At 51.5% G+C, this 17,721-nt stretch carries 14 protein-coding genes and 2 pseudogenes; 11 read left to right on the top strand and 5 right to left on the bottom strand.

What is annotated here, in order from left to right; translation table 11 throughout:
* The first annotated feature begins 20 nt into the window (after nt 1–20).
* Nucleotides 21–1,628, top strand: a complete 1,608-nt coding sequence (locus ACLTD4_RS18885; RefSeq protein ID WP_117621150.1) for a response regulator — start codon at nt 21–23, stop codon at nt 1,626–1,628.
* An 18-nt stretch (nt 1,629–1,646) separates the two neighbouring features.
* Nucleotides 1,647–2,972 carry an ABC transporter substrate-binding protein gene (locus tag ACLTD4_RS18880; protein ID WP_117621149.1) on the top strand — a complete coding sequence of 442 codons (1,326 nt, stop codon included), beginning with the start codon at nt 1,647–1,649 and terminating at the stop codon, nt 2,970–2,972.
* An 87-nt stretch (nt 2,973–3,059) separates the two neighbouring features.
* On the opposite strand, the pseudogene ACLTD4_RS18875 reads toward ACLTD4_RS18880, so the two are convergent.
* Nucleotides 3,060–4,369: pseudogene (locus tag ACLTD4_RS18875) on the bottom strand (MFS transporter).
* Nucleotides 4,370–4,814: 445 nt separating this feature from the next.
* Here ACLTD4_RS18875 and ACLTD4_RS18870 point away from each other — a divergent pair.
* From ACLTD4_RS18870 to ACLTD4_RS18855, 4 genes are all read left to right on the top strand, one after another.
* On the top strand, nt 4,815–5,600 hold the full coding sequence (locus ACLTD4_RS18870; protein ID WP_117621147.1) for a class I SAM-dependent methyltransferase: 786 nt from the start codon (nt 4,815–4,817) through the stop codon (nt 5,598–5,600).
* Nucleotides 5,601–5,695: 95 nt separating this feature from the next.
* Entirely contained in the window at nt 5,696–7,060 is a 1,365-nt protein-coding gene (locus tag ACLTD4_RS18865; protein WP_117621212.1) for an MATE family efflux transporter, read from the top strand.
* Nucleotides 7,061–7,105: 45 nt separating this feature from the next.
* Nucleotides 7,106–7,516, top strand: a complete 411-nt coding sequence (locus ACLTD4_RS18860) for a C-GCAxxG-C-C family protein (RefSeq protein ID WP_055654521.1) — start codon at nt 7,106–7,108, stop codon at nt 7,514–7,516.
* 32 nt (nt 7,517–7,548) lie between these two features.
* Nucleotides 7,549–8,364 (top strand): type II CAAX prenyl endopeptidase Rce1 family protein, encoded by an 816-nt coding sequence (locus ACLTD4_RS18855; RefSeq protein WP_117621146.1) that lies wholly within the window; start codon nt 7,549–7,551, stop codon nt 8,362–8,364.
* A gap of 211 nt (nt 8,365–8,575) precedes the next feature.
* Here the strand turns inward: ACLTD4_RS18855 and ACLTD4_RS18850 are convergent, their stop codons facing one another.
* Nucleotides 8,576–9,430, bottom strand: a complete 855-nt coding sequence (locus ACLTD4_RS18850) for a MurR/RpiR family transcriptional regulator (protein WP_025529127.1) — start codon at nt 9,428–9,430, stop codon at nt 8,576–8,578.
* Nucleotides 9,431–9,685: 255 nt separating this feature from the next.
* On the opposite strand from ACLTD4_RS18850, the gene ACLTD4_RS18845 reads away from it, so the two are divergent.
* The 5 genes from ACLTD4_RS18845 (at nt 9,686) to ACLTD4_RS18825 (ending at nt 16,008) form a co-directional block, all read left to right on the top strand.
* Nucleotides 9,686–11,056, top strand: a complete 1,371-nt coding sequence (locus ACLTD4_RS18845; protein WP_117621144.1) for an FAD-dependent oxidoreductase — start codon at nt 9,686–9,688, stop codon at nt 11,054–11,056.
* 61 nt (nt 11,057–11,117) lie between these two features.
* Entirely contained in the window at nt 11,118–12,389 is a 1,272-nt protein-coding gene (locus tag ACLTD4_RS18840) for a hypothetical protein (protein ID WP_002601857.1), read from the top strand.
* A gap of 50 nt (nt 12,390–12,439) precedes the next feature.
* The gene (locus ACLTD4_RS18835; RefSeq protein ID WP_181988567.1) at nt 12,440–14,575 is read left to right on the top strand and encodes a hydantoinase/oxoprolinase family protein; all 2,136 of its coding nucleotides are present in this window, start codon (nt 12,440–12,442) and stop codon (nt 14,573–14,575) included.
* A 19-nt stretch (nt 14,576–14,594) separates the two neighbouring features.
* Nucleotides 14,595–15,254 carry a hypothetical protein gene (locus ACLTD4_RS18830; protein ID WP_412331471.1) on the top strand — a complete coding sequence of 220 codons (660 nt, stop codon included), beginning with the start codon at nt 14,595–14,597 and terminating at the stop codon, nt 15,252–15,254.
* Between the two features lie 106 nt (nt 15,255–15,360).
* A complete protein-coding gene (locus ACLTD4_RS18825) occupies nt 15,361–16,008 on the top strand; it encodes a metallophosphoesterase (protein WP_117621143.1) in 648 nt (215 codons plus the stop codon).
* Nucleotides 16,009–16,173: 165 nt separating this feature from the next.
* Here ACLTD4_RS18825 and ACLTD4_RS18820 read toward each other — a convergent pair whose 3' ends face one another.
* From ACLTD4_RS18820 to ACLTD4_RS18810, 3 genes and pseudogenes are all read right to left on the bottom strand, one after another.
* Nucleotides 16,174–16,533 carry an isochorismatase family protein gene (locus ACLTD4_RS18820; RefSeq protein ID WP_055654531.1) on the bottom strand — a complete coding sequence of 120 codons (360 nt, stop codon included), beginning with the start codon at nt 16,531–16,533 and terminating at the stop codon, nt 16,174–16,176.
* Nucleotides 16,502–17,299 carry a hypothetical protein gene (locus tag ACLTD4_RS18815; RefSeq protein ID WP_117621142.1) on the bottom strand — a complete coding sequence of 266 codons (798 nt, stop codon included), beginning with the start codon at nt 17,297–17,299 and terminating at the stop codon, nt 16,502–16,504. Before ACLTD4_RS18815 ends, ACLTD4_RS18820 begins: the two co-directional genes overlap by 32 nt.
* A gap of 110 nt (nt 17,300–17,409) precedes the next feature.
* Nucleotides 17,410–17,721: pseudogene (locus tag ACLTD4_RS18810) on the bottom strand (hypothetical protein); the annotation flags it as partial.

Here is a 17,721-nt window from a genome sequence, read left to right as displayed (position 1 = left end):
ACTTAAGGGGGAGTGAGCTTATGTACCGGATTATGATTGTAGATGATGAACCGTTAATTCTGGCGGGCATAGCCTCGCTTCTGAACTGGGAGGAGTATCAGTGCCGGATCGTGGGCAAGGCATTGAACGGGCAGCAGGCGCTGTCCCTTCTGGATACGCTCCAGCCGGATATCGTGATTACAGACATTAAAATGCCGGCCATGGACGGAATTACCTTCATGAAGACAGCCATGAAAAACGGATGCACGGCGAGCTTTATTCTCCTGACGAATTTGGAAGAGTTTTCTCTGTCCAGGGAAGCGCTGCATTTAGGAGCGATCGACTATCTGGTAAAGCTGGAGCTCAGTGAGGACAGCCTGATCCAGGCTCTGGAGTGTGCCATAGAGCGGTGCAACATGAATTACCACATGACACACCTTGCAGAAGAACCGCTGACCGTAGAAGAGAGGATTCAAAACTATTTCCGGCGGGTACTCATCTATGACACGGACGTGGAGGCGGAGGACGAGCTATCCGGCCTGATCCGGGAGCGGTATCCCAGGCCAGCGCTGATGCTGATTAATTTTAATTACGGATTTGAGGGATTTTCTGCGGCATTTACGAGGGCCGACCAGAAAAAGGTCATGGGCTTCGCGGAAGATATAATAAACGGTATGGTAAAGGGATTCTTTGAGAACAGCTGCGTTTTGCGGCGGGAGCAGAGCGGATTTGTCCTGGTGCTTTCGACGGAAGGGATCGATGATTTTAAGAAGGAAGCCAGCGTCATGAGCGTAAAATTTCGCCAGGTCATGAAGGATTACTTCGAGGTCCCTGTTTCCATTGCAGTGAGCCTGTCTGGAAGCGGTGTGGACGAGATCCAGGATCTGCTGTATCAGGCGATGAGTGCCATGAATCTGACTTTTTACGACAATTCCAGCGGCGCGGTGTTCTACTCGGCCATGTGCGAGGATAACTTAAGCCACAGCAGCAATTTCAACATTAATTTTTTGAAGAAGGACGTCACGGAGGCGATCCGCCAGAATGACTGCGAAGCCTTTAAAACCATAATGAATCAGATGATCCAGCTGTTTTCTGAGTGCAGGCCTTCCAGACAGCAGGCGGTGAACGCGTGCAATAATCTCTATTACTTTATTACCTCTCTGATTGAAGACTGGGGCGAACAGGATTTTCCTTACGCGGTGGACATTGTAGGCCAGTTAAACCGCATGGCCAATTTAAGCACGGTGCTTACCTGGCTCGAGGGATTCCGGGATCAGGTGGTCAGGGTGCTGGAGGACCATCAGCAGGCGCGCAGGGATAAGCTGGTGGAACTGGCTCTTGAATACGTAAAGGAGCATTATCAGGAGAAGATTACGCTGAGTCAGGCAGCAGCAGCGCTGAATGTCAGCCAGGGGCATTTGAGCAGTACGTTTAAGAAGCAGATGGGGAAGAATTTCTCCGATTATGTGACGGAAATGAAGATAGAAAAGGCCAGGGAACTGATCGAATCATACCAGTATATGATGTATGAGATCTCCGACATGCTGGGCTTTGACACGCAGTACTACTTCAGCGCGGTTTTTAAGAAGATAACCGGATACACGCCGAAGGAATATGAAAATATGGTGGTTAAAAAACCACTTTTGTAGTTTTTGGGGAGGATTATTATGAAAATCAGCAGGATTACATCAGTCCTTTTTTTGCTGGCTGTCGTAGCCGCGGGTGGTGCGGGATGCAGCCTGGGCAGAGATACGGCGGCCGGCAGCGGCAATGTGGCAGAAGGAAGGAGCGCGGCGGACAGAACAAAGGAGGGACGCGTGAAAATAACGGTGTCCGTCTGGGACAATGCCAATTCTCCCCAGTTTCAGGCGATGGCAGATGCATTTATGGAAAAAAATCCGGAGATTGATGTGGAACTGCTCGATATCCAGTCGGATGAATACAACAATAAGCTGACCGTGCTGCTGGCGGGAAATGAGTCTGACCCGGATGTTATTATGATTAAGGATGCGGATACGCAGATTTCCATGAGGGAAAAAGGACAGATTCTCGATCTGACCAGCTACATTTCCAGGGATGGCGTGGATTTAAGCATTTACAACGGCGCGGCAGACCAGCTTCAGATGGATGGAAAGCAGTATACGCTTCCTTTCCGGCAGGACTGGTATGTGCTGTTCTATAATAAGGATTTATTTGACGCGGCAGGGGAAGCGTATCCGGCGGATGATATGACATGGGGCGAGTATGAGAGACTGGCAGAGAGGCTGACTTTTGTGAGGGACGGCGGGATGGTCTACGGAACACACCATCATACGTGGATGGCGCTGGTCTCCAACTGGGCGGTGCAGGATGGGAATCATACGCTGATGAGTGAGGATTACGCGTTCTTAAAGCCTTATTATGAGCAGGCTCTCCGAATGCAGGAGGAGGGCGTCATGCAGAGCTATGCCAATCTGAAAATAAGCAATATCCATTACACCAGTGTTTTTGAACAGCAGCAGTGCGCCATGGTTCCTATGGGAACCTGGTTTATCGCAACGCTTGTTCAGGACCGGGAAGCGGGGAACTTTGATTTTAACTGGGGAGTGACGAGAATTCCGCATCCGGCGGGAATCCCGGCAGGAAGCACGGTTGGCTCAGTCACCCCGATCGCCGTCAATGCGAAATCCGATGTGCCGGACGAGGCCTGGGAATTCGTCCGGTTTGCCACCAGCGAGGCGGGGGCCGAGGTTCTGGCCGATAACAGTGTGTTCCCCGCCATCACCACCCCGGGAGTGGTGAGCCGTCTGGCTTCCATCGAGGGATTTCCGAAAGACGGAAAGGCGGCTCTTTCCGTGACGAATTTTGTGTTCGACCGCCCGGTAGATGCGAAGATGGCGGCGGTGCGCAAGGTGATTGAGGAAGAGCACGATGCCATCATGATTGGGGAGGAAGACATTGATACCGGAATCGCCAATATGAACGAAAGGGCGGAGGAGGCCAGAAGCAGATAGCCCCTCCGCGGGAGTCCGGCTTGGCCGAGCCAGTACAGGGCAGAAGGGGGCTGCCAGAGATAGTACGCTCTGGCAGCCCCCGAGTTTTCAGGGATGTGGAATATCATTTTCCAGTTCCCATATATGTCGATCTCTTCGAAAGACGAGACAGGTAGTCACGCCCAGAATACCCAGCAGGCAAAACAGCGCCGCCGCTCCGGAGCCCTTTCCGGTTCCAAACATCACCGCCAGAAGATTTCCTGGCTGCTGCGATGCCATGAGCGGTTCAAACACCCGGTCCACCAGCAGTCCGCCGAGTAAGTATCCCACCGGTATGGTGAAAAACTGCAGCGTATTGCGGGCGGAGTAGACGCGTCCCTGCATGGTCAGCGGGATCCGTGAACGGAACAGCACATCCATGTTCGCATTCATAAATGGAATGCAGATCCAGGCCAGAATGGCGCCTGCGCACCAGACCCAGGGCTGTCTGCCGAAGGCCAGAAAGAAATTTTCCGTGCACATGGCGATCAGCAGGGAATTGCAGATAACCCGGACCCTGTTTTTGGGTGGATGGCAGAAAGAGACCAGCAGGCTTCCGGCCAGATTGGCCGCGCCCGTGCAGGCGTTTACCATACCGAGTGCGATCCTGCTTCCCCCGTTTCTGGAAAGAATCATGGCGGGCAGTGCGGCGTTGTACATGGACGCGGTTAAGTTGATGGCCGCCAGAAACAGGATAAGATTCAGAATACCGCGGTTCCTTTTCAGGTATTTGAGGCCTTCTTTTGCAGAAGCCAGTACAGATTCTTCCCTGTTTCCGTCCGCCTCCGCCTGTGGGATCGTAATAAACCATGCCAGCGTAATGAATGCGGCGGAGAACGTGATCAGGTCAAAGGCCAGCACTGCGTCGATTCCTGCAAAGGAAAATACCATGGTGGCCAGTACCGGTGTGAGAACCGTAACCAGTGAATTGGAAAAGGCTCTTAACCGGATACACGCTGGTACTGTTCCCGCGGAGTCAGAAGGCTGACCGCCACATCGGATGCGGGCTGCTGAAGCGTGTTCATCAGGCCGTTTAACGCGTTCAGTATGTACAGATGCCACAGCGCCAGATTCTCCGTTTTCAGCAGGATCAGGATCAGCAGTGTGGTCGCCGCCGCGAAGCTGTCGCAGACCAGCATGGTGCGTTTCTTGTTCCATCGGTCGCTTAAGGCCCCCGCGAAGATGGAGAGAAACACATAGGGCGCATAGGAACAGATGGAGAGCAGCGCAGTGGTCAGCGCAGAGCCCTTCTGCTGGTAGGACCAGACGACGAGCGCGTAACTGGTCATGGAACTGCCCAGTGCAGAAAATGACTGGGTCACCCACAGGATCAGGAAGGTGTGAAGCCCTTCGAAGAGAGTATGTAATTTTTTATTCATGACTTTGCTCCTTTTAGCGTATTTTAGGTTCTACGTTAAAATGCAAAGTCTGTCCGGACGAACCGATTGTTCATCTCCATGAAAGTACGTCCGTAATTCAGACTTTGCATGGAGCAGTATCAATACAGAGTTTCATAGCCCGCGCCTCCTTTCATAACAGGATTATCCATGGCCATGGAGGCCATGTGCTGTTAATTTACCATAATACGAAGCAGGAAGCAAGGAAGATTCGTTAAAATGCTTCTTGACGGAAAATCAAGTATGGAGTAGCCTGATAGGTAGACGTAGTGGAAGCGGCAGGACCAGGAGCAGCGGTAGGACCAGGAGCAGCGGTAGGACCAGGAGCAGCGGCAGGACCAGGAGCAGAGGCAGGAGCAGAGGCAGAGCCAGGAGCAGAGGCAGAACCGGAAGCAGATGCAGGCCTATCAGAAATGGAGGAAATGGGATGAGGAATACGGAAATCGATCATGGCAAAGTGTTTGACTGGGGCCGGGCATCGGCTGATTATGCGAAATACAGAGACATTTATCCCCAAGAATTTTATCAGAAGATTCTGGATCTGGGGCTGTGCCAGGCCGGGCAGAAGGTCCTGGACCTTGGGACGGGCACGGGAGTCCTTCCGCGGAACCTGTATCAGTACGGAGCGGATTTTACCGGTATCGACATTTCGGAGAATCAGATCGGGCAGGCGAAGAAGCTGGCGGAAGAGGGACGCATGAATATACAGTTCCAGTGTATTCCGGCTGAGAAAGCCGGATTTTCGGACGGTGCCTTCGATGTGGTGACCGCCTGTCAGTGCTTCTTCTACTTTAAGCACGAAGAACTGGCGCCGTTGATTCAACGCATCTTAAAGGAGAGCGGAACATTTGTGATTCTTTATATGGCGTGGCTTCCGTTTGAGGACGAAGTGGCTGGAAAGAGCGAAGAACTGGTCCTTAAATACAATCCGAAATGGACCGGATGCAGGGAAAGACGGCATCCAATTGAAATCCCCGAAATTTATGAGGAGTACTTCACCATCGGTGAGCAGACGATGTTCGATGTGTCCGTTCCCTTTACGAGAGAGAGCTGGAATGGGAGAATCAGGGCATGCCGGGGGATCGGCGCCTCCCTTACCACTGAGGAGACAGAATGCTTCGATCAGGAACACAGAGACCTGCTGAACCGGATTGTGCCGCCGGAGTTTGAGGTGCTGCATTATGCGGCCATGGCGGTTCTGCATAAGAAATAAAAAATAAGAGATAAGAGAAAGAAGATTACATCAGGAAGACAGAGGAAGAGAGTATGACAGGCAGTATGGCCAGAAAAGAGTCCACTCCGGAGCGCATGGGAGGCGTTTCAGAGCCAGGCCGGCAGAAACAGTACTTATTTACAAACAGCGATTTGAAACGCCTGATTGCGCCGCTCATTGTGGAGCAGATTCTGGCGGTGACCGTGGGCATGGTGGACACGATGATGGTCTCCAGCGCAGGCGAGGCGGCCACATCGGGAGTATCCCTGGTGGATATGATCAACAACCTGCTGATCAATGTGTTCGCGGCGGTTTCCACCGGCGGCGCGGTGGTGTCATCACAGTTTCTGGGACAGAAAAACCGGAAGCGGGCGTGTGAGGCGGCGGATCAGCTGATGATGATCACGGGGCTTATCTCCATTGCGATCATGGTGGGGGCGATTTTGTTCCGGCACGGACTTCTGAGGCTTTTGTACGGCGGGATTGCGGATGACGTGATGAACAACGCGCTGATCTATCTGATACTGTCGGCGCTTTCCTATCCGTTTCTGGCGATTTATAATTCCTGCGCGGCGCTGTTTCGGTCCATGGGAAATTCCAGGATTTCCATGCAGGCGTCCATCGTCATGAATATCATCAATGTGGCGGGAGATATTCTGTTTATATTTGGATTCCACTGGGGCGTGGCAGGCGCGGCGCTGGCTTCGCTGATCAGCCGTATGACGGCGTGTGTCATTCTGGTTATCCGCCTGCACAATACGGGGCTGGAGATTCATGTCAGCTTCGGACGGCTTCGCTGGAACAGCGGAATGATCGGAAAGATCCTTCATATCGGAATTCCGGGCGGAATTGAGAACAGCATCTTCCAACTGGGACGCGTACTGGTCGTCAGCATCATCGCCATCTTTGGCACGACACAGATCGCGGCCAACGCGGTCGCCAACAACCTGGATGGAATGGGAGTGCTTCCGGGACAGGCCATGAATCTGGCCATGATCACAGTGATCGGCCGTTGTGTGGGTGCTGGCGATTTCGAGCAGGCGGAATATTACACTAAGAAAATGATGAAGCTCACGTATCTCATCAGCGGACTCTGCTGCCTGGGCGTGATTCTTACCATGCCGCTCACCATGAAGCTGTACGGCCTTTCGGAGGAAACCCTTAAGCTGGCGGCGGTGCTGGTGCTGATCCATGATGGATGTGCCATCATTCTGTGGCCGGCGTCATTTACCCTGACGAATGTTCTGCGGGCGGCAAACGATGTCAAATTCCCCATGTGCATCTCCATCCTGTCCATGGTGATCGTGAGGCTGGGAGCCGGTTATCTGCTGGCCGTCGGCCTCGGGCTGGGAGCCGTAGGCGTGTGGTGCGCCATGATCCTGGACTGGGTGGTTCGTGTGATCTGTTTTGTGGGACGGTATCGGAGCGGGAAATGGAAGACGTTTTATCGGGCGGCGTAAGGAGAGAAATGAGAGATGGTCAAAGCAGACGGAGGAGATTGCGTTATGAATGCGTTTATTGAGAAAAAGGTCCATGAATTGTACTGGGACTGCAATGTCAACTGTGCCAGAACCATGCTGCTCTGCCTGGGCGAGCTGTTCGGAGTGACGTATGAGCCACAGACGCTGAACGCCGCCGTCGGCCTTCACGGCGCAGGCGGTTATCGGGCGCAGTGCGGTCTGGTGGAAGGCAGTCTCATGTTTGCCGGAGTTTATTTAAATGGGCTTGGCTGGGAGGAGGAGCGGATTGTTTCCGCCTGTTACCGGTTTGCGGAAGCCTTTTCCGGCGAGTTCGGATCCCTGACATGCTTCGATCTGCGTCCGGGCGGATTTTCACCAGATGATCCGCCTCACAGATGCGAAGCGCTGACCTGCCGGGCGGTGGAATTTACATATAAGTTTATGAAGGCACTTTAGACAGGAATACAATTTTAGAACTGGGGGCTGATATGAAAAGTAAGGGAAAAGACAGTTTTACGGGGCATCTGCTATTCTGGTGCATTGTTATTGTTTTTGCCGCGGCATATATGATTAATTTTAAATTGCCTTTAAATAACAGTAATTATACAACAAGGATATGGGGGTGGGCTGAATGCGGTGTTTGCATTCTTGCTGTCATTGGAATCGTGAAAACACGGTACTTTAGCATTTCCAGGGTGATAACTGCGTTTATCTTGGGAGGTATTTGTTACTTTTCCATTCTGCTCAACGTGAATTTTACCACTGCGGTTTCGACGGCATTACCGGTCATCATTTGCTATTATGGCGGATGCGCTTATTTTTCTAAGTGCGCTGGGAGAGAAGAGGTTTCTCGTTTCGATTTTAAGACGTATTTGAAACAGATTTGTCTGGGACTGTGTCTGGCATTGCCATTTGCAGCCGTTAACACTGCTTATTTTGTATTGCAGGGAGGGATTCAGTTTATATCCCCTCTGAATGCTGCGGTGGAGGCACTGAATCCTGGCATATCAGAAGAGATAATTTTTCGTTTTGCTGTTCTTGGTTTTTGCTCGTTCTATTTAAAAGAACGTATGTCGGAGTGTGCCTATACAGTTTACAGCTGCATTCTCATGGTAATACCGCATAGTCTGATTCATCTTCCGGATGCGATTCTTGAGTCACCCGCGTCAGCGCTGTTTCTTTTTATTACTACATGCCTGATTTTTGGGCTGCCGATGGCTGTTCTTATGAAGAAGAAAGGACTTCGATCGGCGGTGGCCTTTCACTGGTGCATTGATTTTATGAGATTTTTATTTGGCTATTAGATGCACGTGTATATCGTTTGTCGCGGATTGGCGGAAGAAGGCTTTATACAGGCTTAATATCAAGTGAAATATAAAAATGGTTTCCAGAGTGACAGGCTCCGGAAACCATTTTGTTATAAGACAGGGCAGTGAGTTTTTGCTTACGCTGCCATTTTTTGCGTGCAGATGGCGGGATTGAATTTTCAAACACGCTTTGATATTCAAACACGCGCTAGTATTCAAACACATAAGAATCCATCGTCTGGCTGTTATTGATCAGCGCGTCGCTGTTCAGCTTCTTCTGTCTCAGCGCCTTGTCACTTTTTAGGAGGGCGCTGTAGATGATATCCGTCACATAGAGATACATCAGATTATCGGAAAGCGCCGTGGTGTTATTAGCGATCAGCTTGTCCGACACGATGAATTTGTAATCCGCGATATCGTTCAGCTTCGGGGAATCCACGCTGGTGATGGTCAGGTTCTTCCCGCCGCGGTCGATGGAAGCGTTGGCCGCCTGATAGATATCCTTCATCATAATGCTGCGCGCAATGAAGATGGATAAGTCACCGGGCGAAGTATTGGTGACCTGGAGACTGATGCTTAAGGGATCGGTGTACTCTTTTGCACGGATACCTGCAAGCTCCAGCTTGTAACGGAACTCCCTGGCGGCGAATGTGGTGTTGGCCAGGGCGTATAAGTTTATATTTTTAGCATTTTTGATCATTTCCGCGGCCTTAAATACCGTGCTTTCGTCCAGGAGGGCCGCCGTGTTATTTAACATGCTCCGGTAGTCGGAGGTGACGGAGGCGATAAAGTTCCCGCCGGAGGAGGGCGTCTCCTGTACCATGTTATTGTAGAAACTTTCCTGGGCCAATGCGATCTTTAATCCATTGAATCCTTTATATCCCAGCTTTTTGCAGAACCGGTTGATGCTGGCCTCTGAAGTGCCGGTTTCATCCGCCAGAGCGGTGATTGTCGTGGTAAGAATCTGTTCGGCGTGACCTATAACGTACTGGCTGATCGCGTTCTCGCTCACAGTGAAGTTGGGCTGCATGGAGATGATTTTAGAAATAACGGTCGATACCATAAAATCCTCCTTTTTTCGTTATTACAGTATACCATATTTGCAAAATATTTGCAAATAATGATTGGTAATGAAAATATAAATCAAATATATTGACAGCTAATGAAAATGATGGTAGTATAAAACCATAAAAATAACAGCGGAGCCGACGATATTATGACAAATATGCACAAAATAGACCGAAGGTAAATGAAAAAAGTGATTTGTAATGAAAATCACTTTCAGAACTGCTGTTATGATTACAGGAAAGGAGAAAGTATGAAGGAGTTTGGCTATGACAAACAGTACGATGTGATTGTAGCTGGCGGAGGGGTCTCCGGTACTGTGGCTGCCATCGCGGCCGGCCGTCTGGGAGCGGATGTCCTGATTCTTGAAGAGGGCGCGTATCTGGGCGGGGCGCTGACCGGATGCGGCGTTGGACCCATGATGACGTTTCACGCAGGCGAAAAGCAGGTGATACGCGGCATCATGGAGGAGATCGTAGAGCGGCTGAAAACCGACGGATATTCCACAGGCCATATTTATGACACGATGCAGTACATCAGCTACCTGACACCATTCAATTCGGAAGGCCTCAAGGTGGTGCTCGATGAGATGACGGCGGAGGCGGGATGCACGGTTCTGTTCCATACGTTTATCGGAGCCGCGGTATGCGGGGAGGGGAAGATCGAGTCCCTCACCGTGTGCAATAAGGACGGTATCCACAGCGTATCGGCCAGGGTATACATAGACGGAACCGGCGACGGCGATGTGGCCGCGTTTGCGGGGGCGCCCATGACAAAGGGAAGAGAATCCGACGGCGCTGCCCAGCCCATGACTATGAACATGAAGTATTTGAATGTGGACACGGAAGCGATCAAGGAGCATATCAGAATGCATATCGCCGATTTCTCCCGCCATCAGGGGAATGAGGAGCTGATGGATACCGTAAGCCGTTTTTCATTCTGCGGGTTCCAGGATGAGTTCCGGGAGGCCCGGGAGAGAGGGGAACTGGAGATCCGGCGGGAGGATGTACTCTGTTTCGAGACGGACCGTCCGAGAGAGTATATCGTGAACACCACAAGAATCATCGACCACGACGCCGTAAACGCGGCCAGCTTAAGCGACGCGGAGGTGACGGGAAGACGCCAGTGCAGACAGCTGGACCGGTTCCTTCGCAGACACGTTCCGGGCTTTCAGAATGCGGTTCTGGAATTTACCGGCCCCCGGGTGGGCGTGCGGGGATCCAGACAGCTTTCCGGTAAGTATACTCTGACAGCGGAAGATATTCTGGAGCGGAGAAGCTTTGACAGCGTCATCGCCCATTCCGCTTATCCCATCGACATTCACAATCCTAAGGGCGTGGGGACGGACAGTCGCTTCCTCTCGGAAAAGGGAACGTACTACAGCATTCCGTATGAGACGCTGTACTGCGAGGAGATTAATAACTTACTGACAGCAGGGCGGTGCATTTCCGCTTCCTTTGAGGCGCAGGCTGCTATTCGGACGACGCCGACAGCCGGAGCATTGGGACACGCGGCAGGAGTGGCGGCGGCCCTGGCTGCCAAAGGGGATGGAGATGTCTCCAAAGTCAGCAGAAATGAGCTGCAAAAACGATTGAAGGAACAGGGCGCATATCTGGATCTGTAAGAAAAGTAATGGAAAATAAAAAAACATGTTAAAAATGTAATGAATAAGGAGGATTTTTCAGATGACAATTCAAGTTATTGGAATACTGGGGTTATTTGTTTTAATGGTAGTCTTAATGATGACAAGAAAGCTGCCGACCATTCTGGCTCTGCCGATCATGGCCGTTGGCATAGCACTGATTGCAGGAATTCCGTTTATGGGCGGAGAGTTCAGCATTGCAAAGGACGTTCTGGAAGCAGGCGCCATGCGTATGAGTACGGCGATTGCCGGACTGTTCTTCGGCGGTTTCTTCGGAAAGGTATTGAGCCGTGTGGGCATTACCAATACCATTATCCGGAAAGCAGCTGAGATGGCGGGAGATAAACCGCTTCCGATCGCATATGCATTTTTAATCGTAACTTCTGTTATTTTCGCGGCTTCCAACGGTCTGGGTATGTTCATTCTGGTTGGAACCATCATTGTTCCGATTATGATCAGCGCTGGCTTAAGCCCACTGGTTGCAGGAACGATCCTGCTGCTGGGCAACGGCGTCGGCGTTACATTTTCCGTCGGAACGCTGGGTGTTTACATCGATACTTTGGGACTTCCGCTGGAGACCGTTACACAGTATTCCTTCCTCTGCGCGGCTCCGCTGATCGTAGTAGCCGTCATCATGGTATACGTGATGGTGAAATCCGGCGGCAAGAAGAGAAAGGCATGGGCAATGCCGGCTTCCGATATGGGCGGTGATAAAAATGTCCGCTCGATCGCACTGATTTCCCCGCTGATCCCTGTTGTTCTCGTATTCGCATTTAAGCTTCCATTAGTAGCCGCTATTTTAATCGGCATCGTGGCAACTCTGATTCTTGCAACACCGAAAAATGCCGTTCACGTCGTATCCAGCTCCTTCGTAGAAGGAATCCAGGAGACGGCAGGCGCCTGCGGCCTGATGATTGGTATCGGTATGGTTTTAAAAGCAGTTATGGCTCCTGAGGTCGCCGCTGTCTTAGAGCCGGTAATCAAAGCAATTATCCCGTCAAGCGCGATTATGTTTGTACTGGTATTCGGCCTTCTGTCCCCGTTAGCTATCTACCGCGGACCGTTAAACGTATGGGGACTCGGCTCCGGTATCGTGGCTCTGCTGGCTTCCTGCGGCATGAACCCGGTTGCAGCCATGGTTGCACTGAGACTGGACTCCAACGTTCAGGCTGTCTGTGATCCGACCAACTCACACAACGTATGGATTTCTGATTTTACGAAGACGGATGTCAATGATTATTTAAAGAAGACGATTCTTTGGATCGCAGTTTCCACACTTGCGGGCCTGATCGTTGCAAGCTTTATCGTATTATAATGCCCATACCGTGCAGGCGTGCTTTTGAGGAAGAGGAGAGTTTGACAATTATGAGTAAGAAAGTAAGGATAGGAATTGATGTGGGAGGAACCTTCACGGACGCAGTCGTCATTGACAGCAGTACGTATGAAGTGATTGCGAAGAAGAAGATTCCGACCACCCATGAGGAAGGCGTGGCGGCAGGCGTAGTGGCGCTCATCAGCCAGCTGATGGAGGAGCTTGGAATCGCACCGGAGGATGTGGTTTTCATCGCCCATGGCACGACACAGGCCACCAACGCGCTGCTGGAGGGAGACGTAGCAAATGTTGGCATCATCAGCATGGGAACCGGCATGGACTCAAGAGGCGCCAGAAATGAGACAAATGTAGGTGACATCGAACTGGCTCCGGGTAAATTCTTAAAGACGAGCCATACGTTTATCGACTCTAAATCAGTGAATGATTCAACCATTCAGGCCGCCATCGACGAGGTGCGCGGCGCGGGTGCGGAGGTCATAGTCGCTTCCGAGGCTTACAGCGTGGATAATCCTGAAAATGAACTGCGGGTACAGGAAAATGCCGAAAATCAGGGCCTTTACTGTACCGGCGGCCATGAGATATCCCAGCTCTACGGTCTGAAGATGAGGACCAGGACGGCTGTGGTCAACGCATCCCTGATTCCGAAGATGATGGAGACCGCCAACATGACGGAGCGGGCCGTAGTGGATACGAAGATTCAGTCCGGACTGATGATTATGCGCTGCGACGGTGGTGTCATGAGCATCAATGAGGTGCGGAAACGTCCGATTCTCACCATGCTTTCCGGTCTGGCGGCCGGCGTGGCGGGAGCGCTGATGTATGAAAAGATTTCAGACGGAATCTTTTTCGAGGCAGGCGGAACCAGCGTGGATATCTCCGTAATTAAGAATGGAAAAGTCATGATCAAATACGCCCAGGTGGGCGGCCATAAGACGTATCTGCAGTCACTTGACGTCCGGACACTGGGCGTGGCGGGCGGCTCCATGGTGCGCGTAAACGGCGGAAAAATAGCGGATATCGGCCCGCGTTCGGCTCATATCGCCGGGAAAGAGTACGAGTGTTTCCAGAGGGACGGCGAACTGGACGGATCGGAGGTGCTGTTTGTCAGCCCCAGAAAGGACGACCCGAAGGAGTATGTGCTGGTGAAGAACCCGGCCGGAAGGGAGTATTCCCTGACGCTGGCCGGAGCTGCCAACCTGCTGGGTTACATTCCGGAGGGCGACTACGCGAGCGGCAGTACACAGACGACGAAAGCTGCCTGGGACGCGCTGGGGACGTATCTGGGATGCACCGGAGAAGAGGCGGCCAGACAGACCATGGATCTTGCCATGGATAAGCTGGCGGCGGTCGTGGAAGAGCTGATCGATGAGTATGAGCTGGATACCAGGTTTGTAACCCTGGTGGGAGGCGGCGGCTCCGGCGCGGTAATCGTCCATTCTCTGGCAGAACGCATGAATGTAAAGTGGAAAATAGCGAAGAACGCACCATATATCTCCACCATCGGCGTGGCGCTGGCCATGGTCCGGGAACAGATGGAGAGAACCATCGCCAATCCCACAGATGACGATATCAAGAAAATGCGCCGCGATATCATCGAGAAGATCGTGAAATCCGGCGCCAACGAGGCAACCGTGGATGTAACCATCGAGGTGGACGCACAGAAAAATATTCTGCGGGCCATAGCGACAGGCGCCACGGAGCTGCGGCAGAAGGACCTGGCGGCCGCGGATCTAAAGCCGGAGCAGCTTAGGGAGATCTCGGCGGAAGCGCTGGGAACGCCGCCGGAAGACACCAACTGTGTGGCCTCATCGGGCCGCTGGAACGTCTATGAGTCTGTATTAAAGAAGAAATTCCTCGGCGTATTCAGCCAGAAGAGCCGCCGCCTCTGTGTCATTGACCGGGAAGGCGTGGTAAGGCTTAAGAAGGAAAAAGCGGCTTACTTAAAATTTGCCAAGGCCAGAAAGGGTGACGTGTTCGCGGAATTTCTGGATGCCAATACCACCTTCTCCGACGCCAACGCCACCATCCCAAAGGTATTCATCTTCTATCGGGAGAAGATGCTGGATTTGACGGGAATGCAGAGCGCGGAACAGTTAAATTCCATCCTGGATGTGGAGATTGAAGGGCTGGAGGACGGCGAAGAACTGATTGCAGTCGCATATAAATAGTAAAGAAGGGGGCTCGGAAATGATATCGGATGAAGTCCTGGGCATGTTTGAACTCAGCAACGACCTGCTGTTCGGAAGAATACCGGAAGATAAGTACCGCTATTACGTGGAAGAACCTCTGCGCCTCGGGCGGGAAGCCGCCGAAAAAGTAAAGGGCGCGGGCGGCATCTTCGCGCTGTATGAGGAAGCGGGAATCGAGATCATTTATCAGGAGGCCAGCGGGGAAAACTACGGTGTCTCCTTCCGGGCCCAGAGCGAATATGGGAAGGACGGAAGCGCAAAGGTCCTCATGTATAAGCAGTCCATCGCGGAGCTGGCAAAGCACAGCTGCGATTATGTAATCGGAGAAGAGGAGGCGCTGGCCGTCCATCATGCTTTCATTATCTGGGTATCACAGCGTGAGATAAAGGATGACAGAACACAGCCTTACTACAGCCATGGATTTGTCTCTGACTATTTGGAACCGGTGCAGCTTGTAAAACTCTTTGGGCGCAGGCGGCAGGCGGGAATCCTGCGGTGCAGCGAGATCGCGGCTCACGCATTTGCCAAGGAAATGATGGGACTGGAGATTCTGCCTAATTACTATGACTATACCTGGCTGATGGCAGGGGGAAAACTGCGCCGGGAAGATTTCCTGGAGAAAGCACGGCAGTTTGAGGAGATGGTCCGGATGCGTTGAGAAACGCAGCCGGGCCATCTCCTTTCTATTATGTGCGGGTTGTGAAATGGCAGCGGATCGGGTATAATTTACTTAAATAAGCAGGAACAGGAAGGAGGGCGTAGTTATGCGGTATTATATATCCGATCTGCATTTTTACCATGAAAACTTAAATTACCAGATGGATCACCGGGGATTTTCAAATGCTGCTGAGATGAACGCCCATATGATTCACCAGTGGAACAGCAGGATACGGGACAAGGATGAGGTGGTCGTGCTGGGAGATCTGTCCCTCGGTGCCGGCGAGGAAACCAACGGGATTCTGCGTCAGCTGAGAGGTCGGATCTGCCTGATTGAAGGGAATCACGATTCGTATCTGACGGACAGACAGTTTGACAGAAGCCGCCTGGAGTGGGTGAAGCCTTATGCGGAACTCCGGGATAATAAGAGAAAGGTGATCTTAAGCCATTACCCCATGATCTGTTACAACGGTCAGTACCGGAAGGACGAGGTTGGGCGGCCCAGGACCTATATGCTGTACGGCCACGTACATGATACCTTTGACGAAGCGCTGGTGAACCGGTATCAGGATGAGACCAGGCGCGCAGAACGGCCGGACTGCCACGGCGGCCCGCCGCTTTCCGTTCCGTGTCAGATGATCAACTGCTTCTGTATGTTTTCGGATTATATACCGCTCACCCTGGATGAGTGGATTGATGCGGATGAAAAGCGCCGCAGCGGGAGAACGGATCACATTTCTTTTCGTGCAGAGTGAGGGGAAAAACACTTTCGACAAAATTCGCAAAGATTCGACAAAATTCTACACACCCCATTGTATTACAGAAAGGATTCCTGTAAATTGAGAATATGGTTACAAACGGAGCCGCTTCGAAGCTGGTAAATATATAATGTAACTGTGAGACATTTCGGAAGGGGACAGTCAGGGCCGTTCCAGGAAACTATCTATTTCACTTTTCCGGTTGTTTTTTCTAAAATAATAATCTGCGGGAGAGTAGACGCGCAGGGCAGTCCGCGGGGAACCCTGCGTTTTTCTCGTTTTCCAGAGTAAGGGAAGTAGAATATGGGTTTCTTTTTTTTCTTCAAACTTTGCCATATTTCGTACGCCGATGAATTCGCAGGGAAGAGTTACGTGAAAGCCTGATTTACAGGCATCTACGGCACTGGAGGCCACACAGCAGCAGCCATCTATTCCAATGATTTCAATTTCTGTAACAGAGTGCTGATGAAGCAGCTCCAGCAGACCCGGATCAGAAAATGCGCAGCAAATCCGCCGTATCATAGTGTTTGCTTTCGATATCAAAGCAGCATCCTGCAGGCAGAAGCTTCATAACTTCGCTTTCCAGCGCGATTCTGCGTTTAAAATGGCTGACCATGCCTTCAAAGTCCTGAATCTGATGCGCTGCTCCATAGGGGGAACGGCTTAAATAATCGATCATCATGAGATACCAGACTTCTTCGCCTTCCGGATTGACCCGCTCTTCTTTGATGGTCTGGATACACTGCCTGATGTCCGGCGAAACGAGACGGATCAGCTTAAACGCGGATAAATCCAGCAGCGCCGCCAGGTCTACGTAAAAATCTATAATCTGCTGATCGCTGAACATTGCATACAGCATGAGTTCCTCGATGATATTCTGAAAAAACGAACATTCAAATACATTGCCGTTTGAGTGGAAATCCCGGAATCTCCGCAGGATGATTTCCCGAAATTCGGAAGGATCCTTTCTCCCGCCATAGATTTCGAATTTCTCCATGTATTCGTAAAAGTGGAAATTGTCGGTTTTTATTTTCGTATAGGGAACGATGTATTGAACCCCTTCTTTTATGGTGTTACGTTCTACCTCGCCGCGCATATCCGCCAGATCGAGGAGGGACTGCCGGTATGCATCTTCGCTCATATAAGCGCACCAGGCCAGCTCGACAGGGGAGATGTCGCCCTCCCGATATACACGGTAGTCTGTAAAGTGCCGGGACAGGGTGTCTAACAGGGTCGATTTGCCGCTGCCTGGAATTCCCTCGATAAAAATGTTGTATGGTTTGGTCATAGTATGGTTCCCTCCTGTATGATTGTATGATAGCATTAAAACAGCAAAAAAGGGAGGGGAATTTAGCACTTTCCGTTGGTTCTTTCCAGGCATTGGGGGCATTATTTATTTTACTGGAACCAGACCGGAGTTACATAGGCCCAGTGCCCATTGAGCTGCGAAACCTCCATGTGGTAAAAATCGCCTGCTGCGCCATTGACATCCGTAAAGGTTTTCTCCACCGTATACTGAGATGCGCTGACCGCGGTATGCACCTTAAATGCCTGGCTGTGGTAAGGCTTCATATGACCTGAAAATCCGGCGGCCATCAATTCCCCTATTGTGCGGGAATTTTTGCGGCCGTTGATATCAAAGCGGATTGTGGTTTCGGGGGTGCCCTCAATTTCCAGGATCACGGCAGAGGTCTGTGGATGGAGTGTGGA

This window comes from Hungatella sp., from assembly GCF_046966825.1.
Note: the sequence above shows the minus strand (reverse complement) of the source record. Positions and strands in the feature narration are given on the sequence as shown.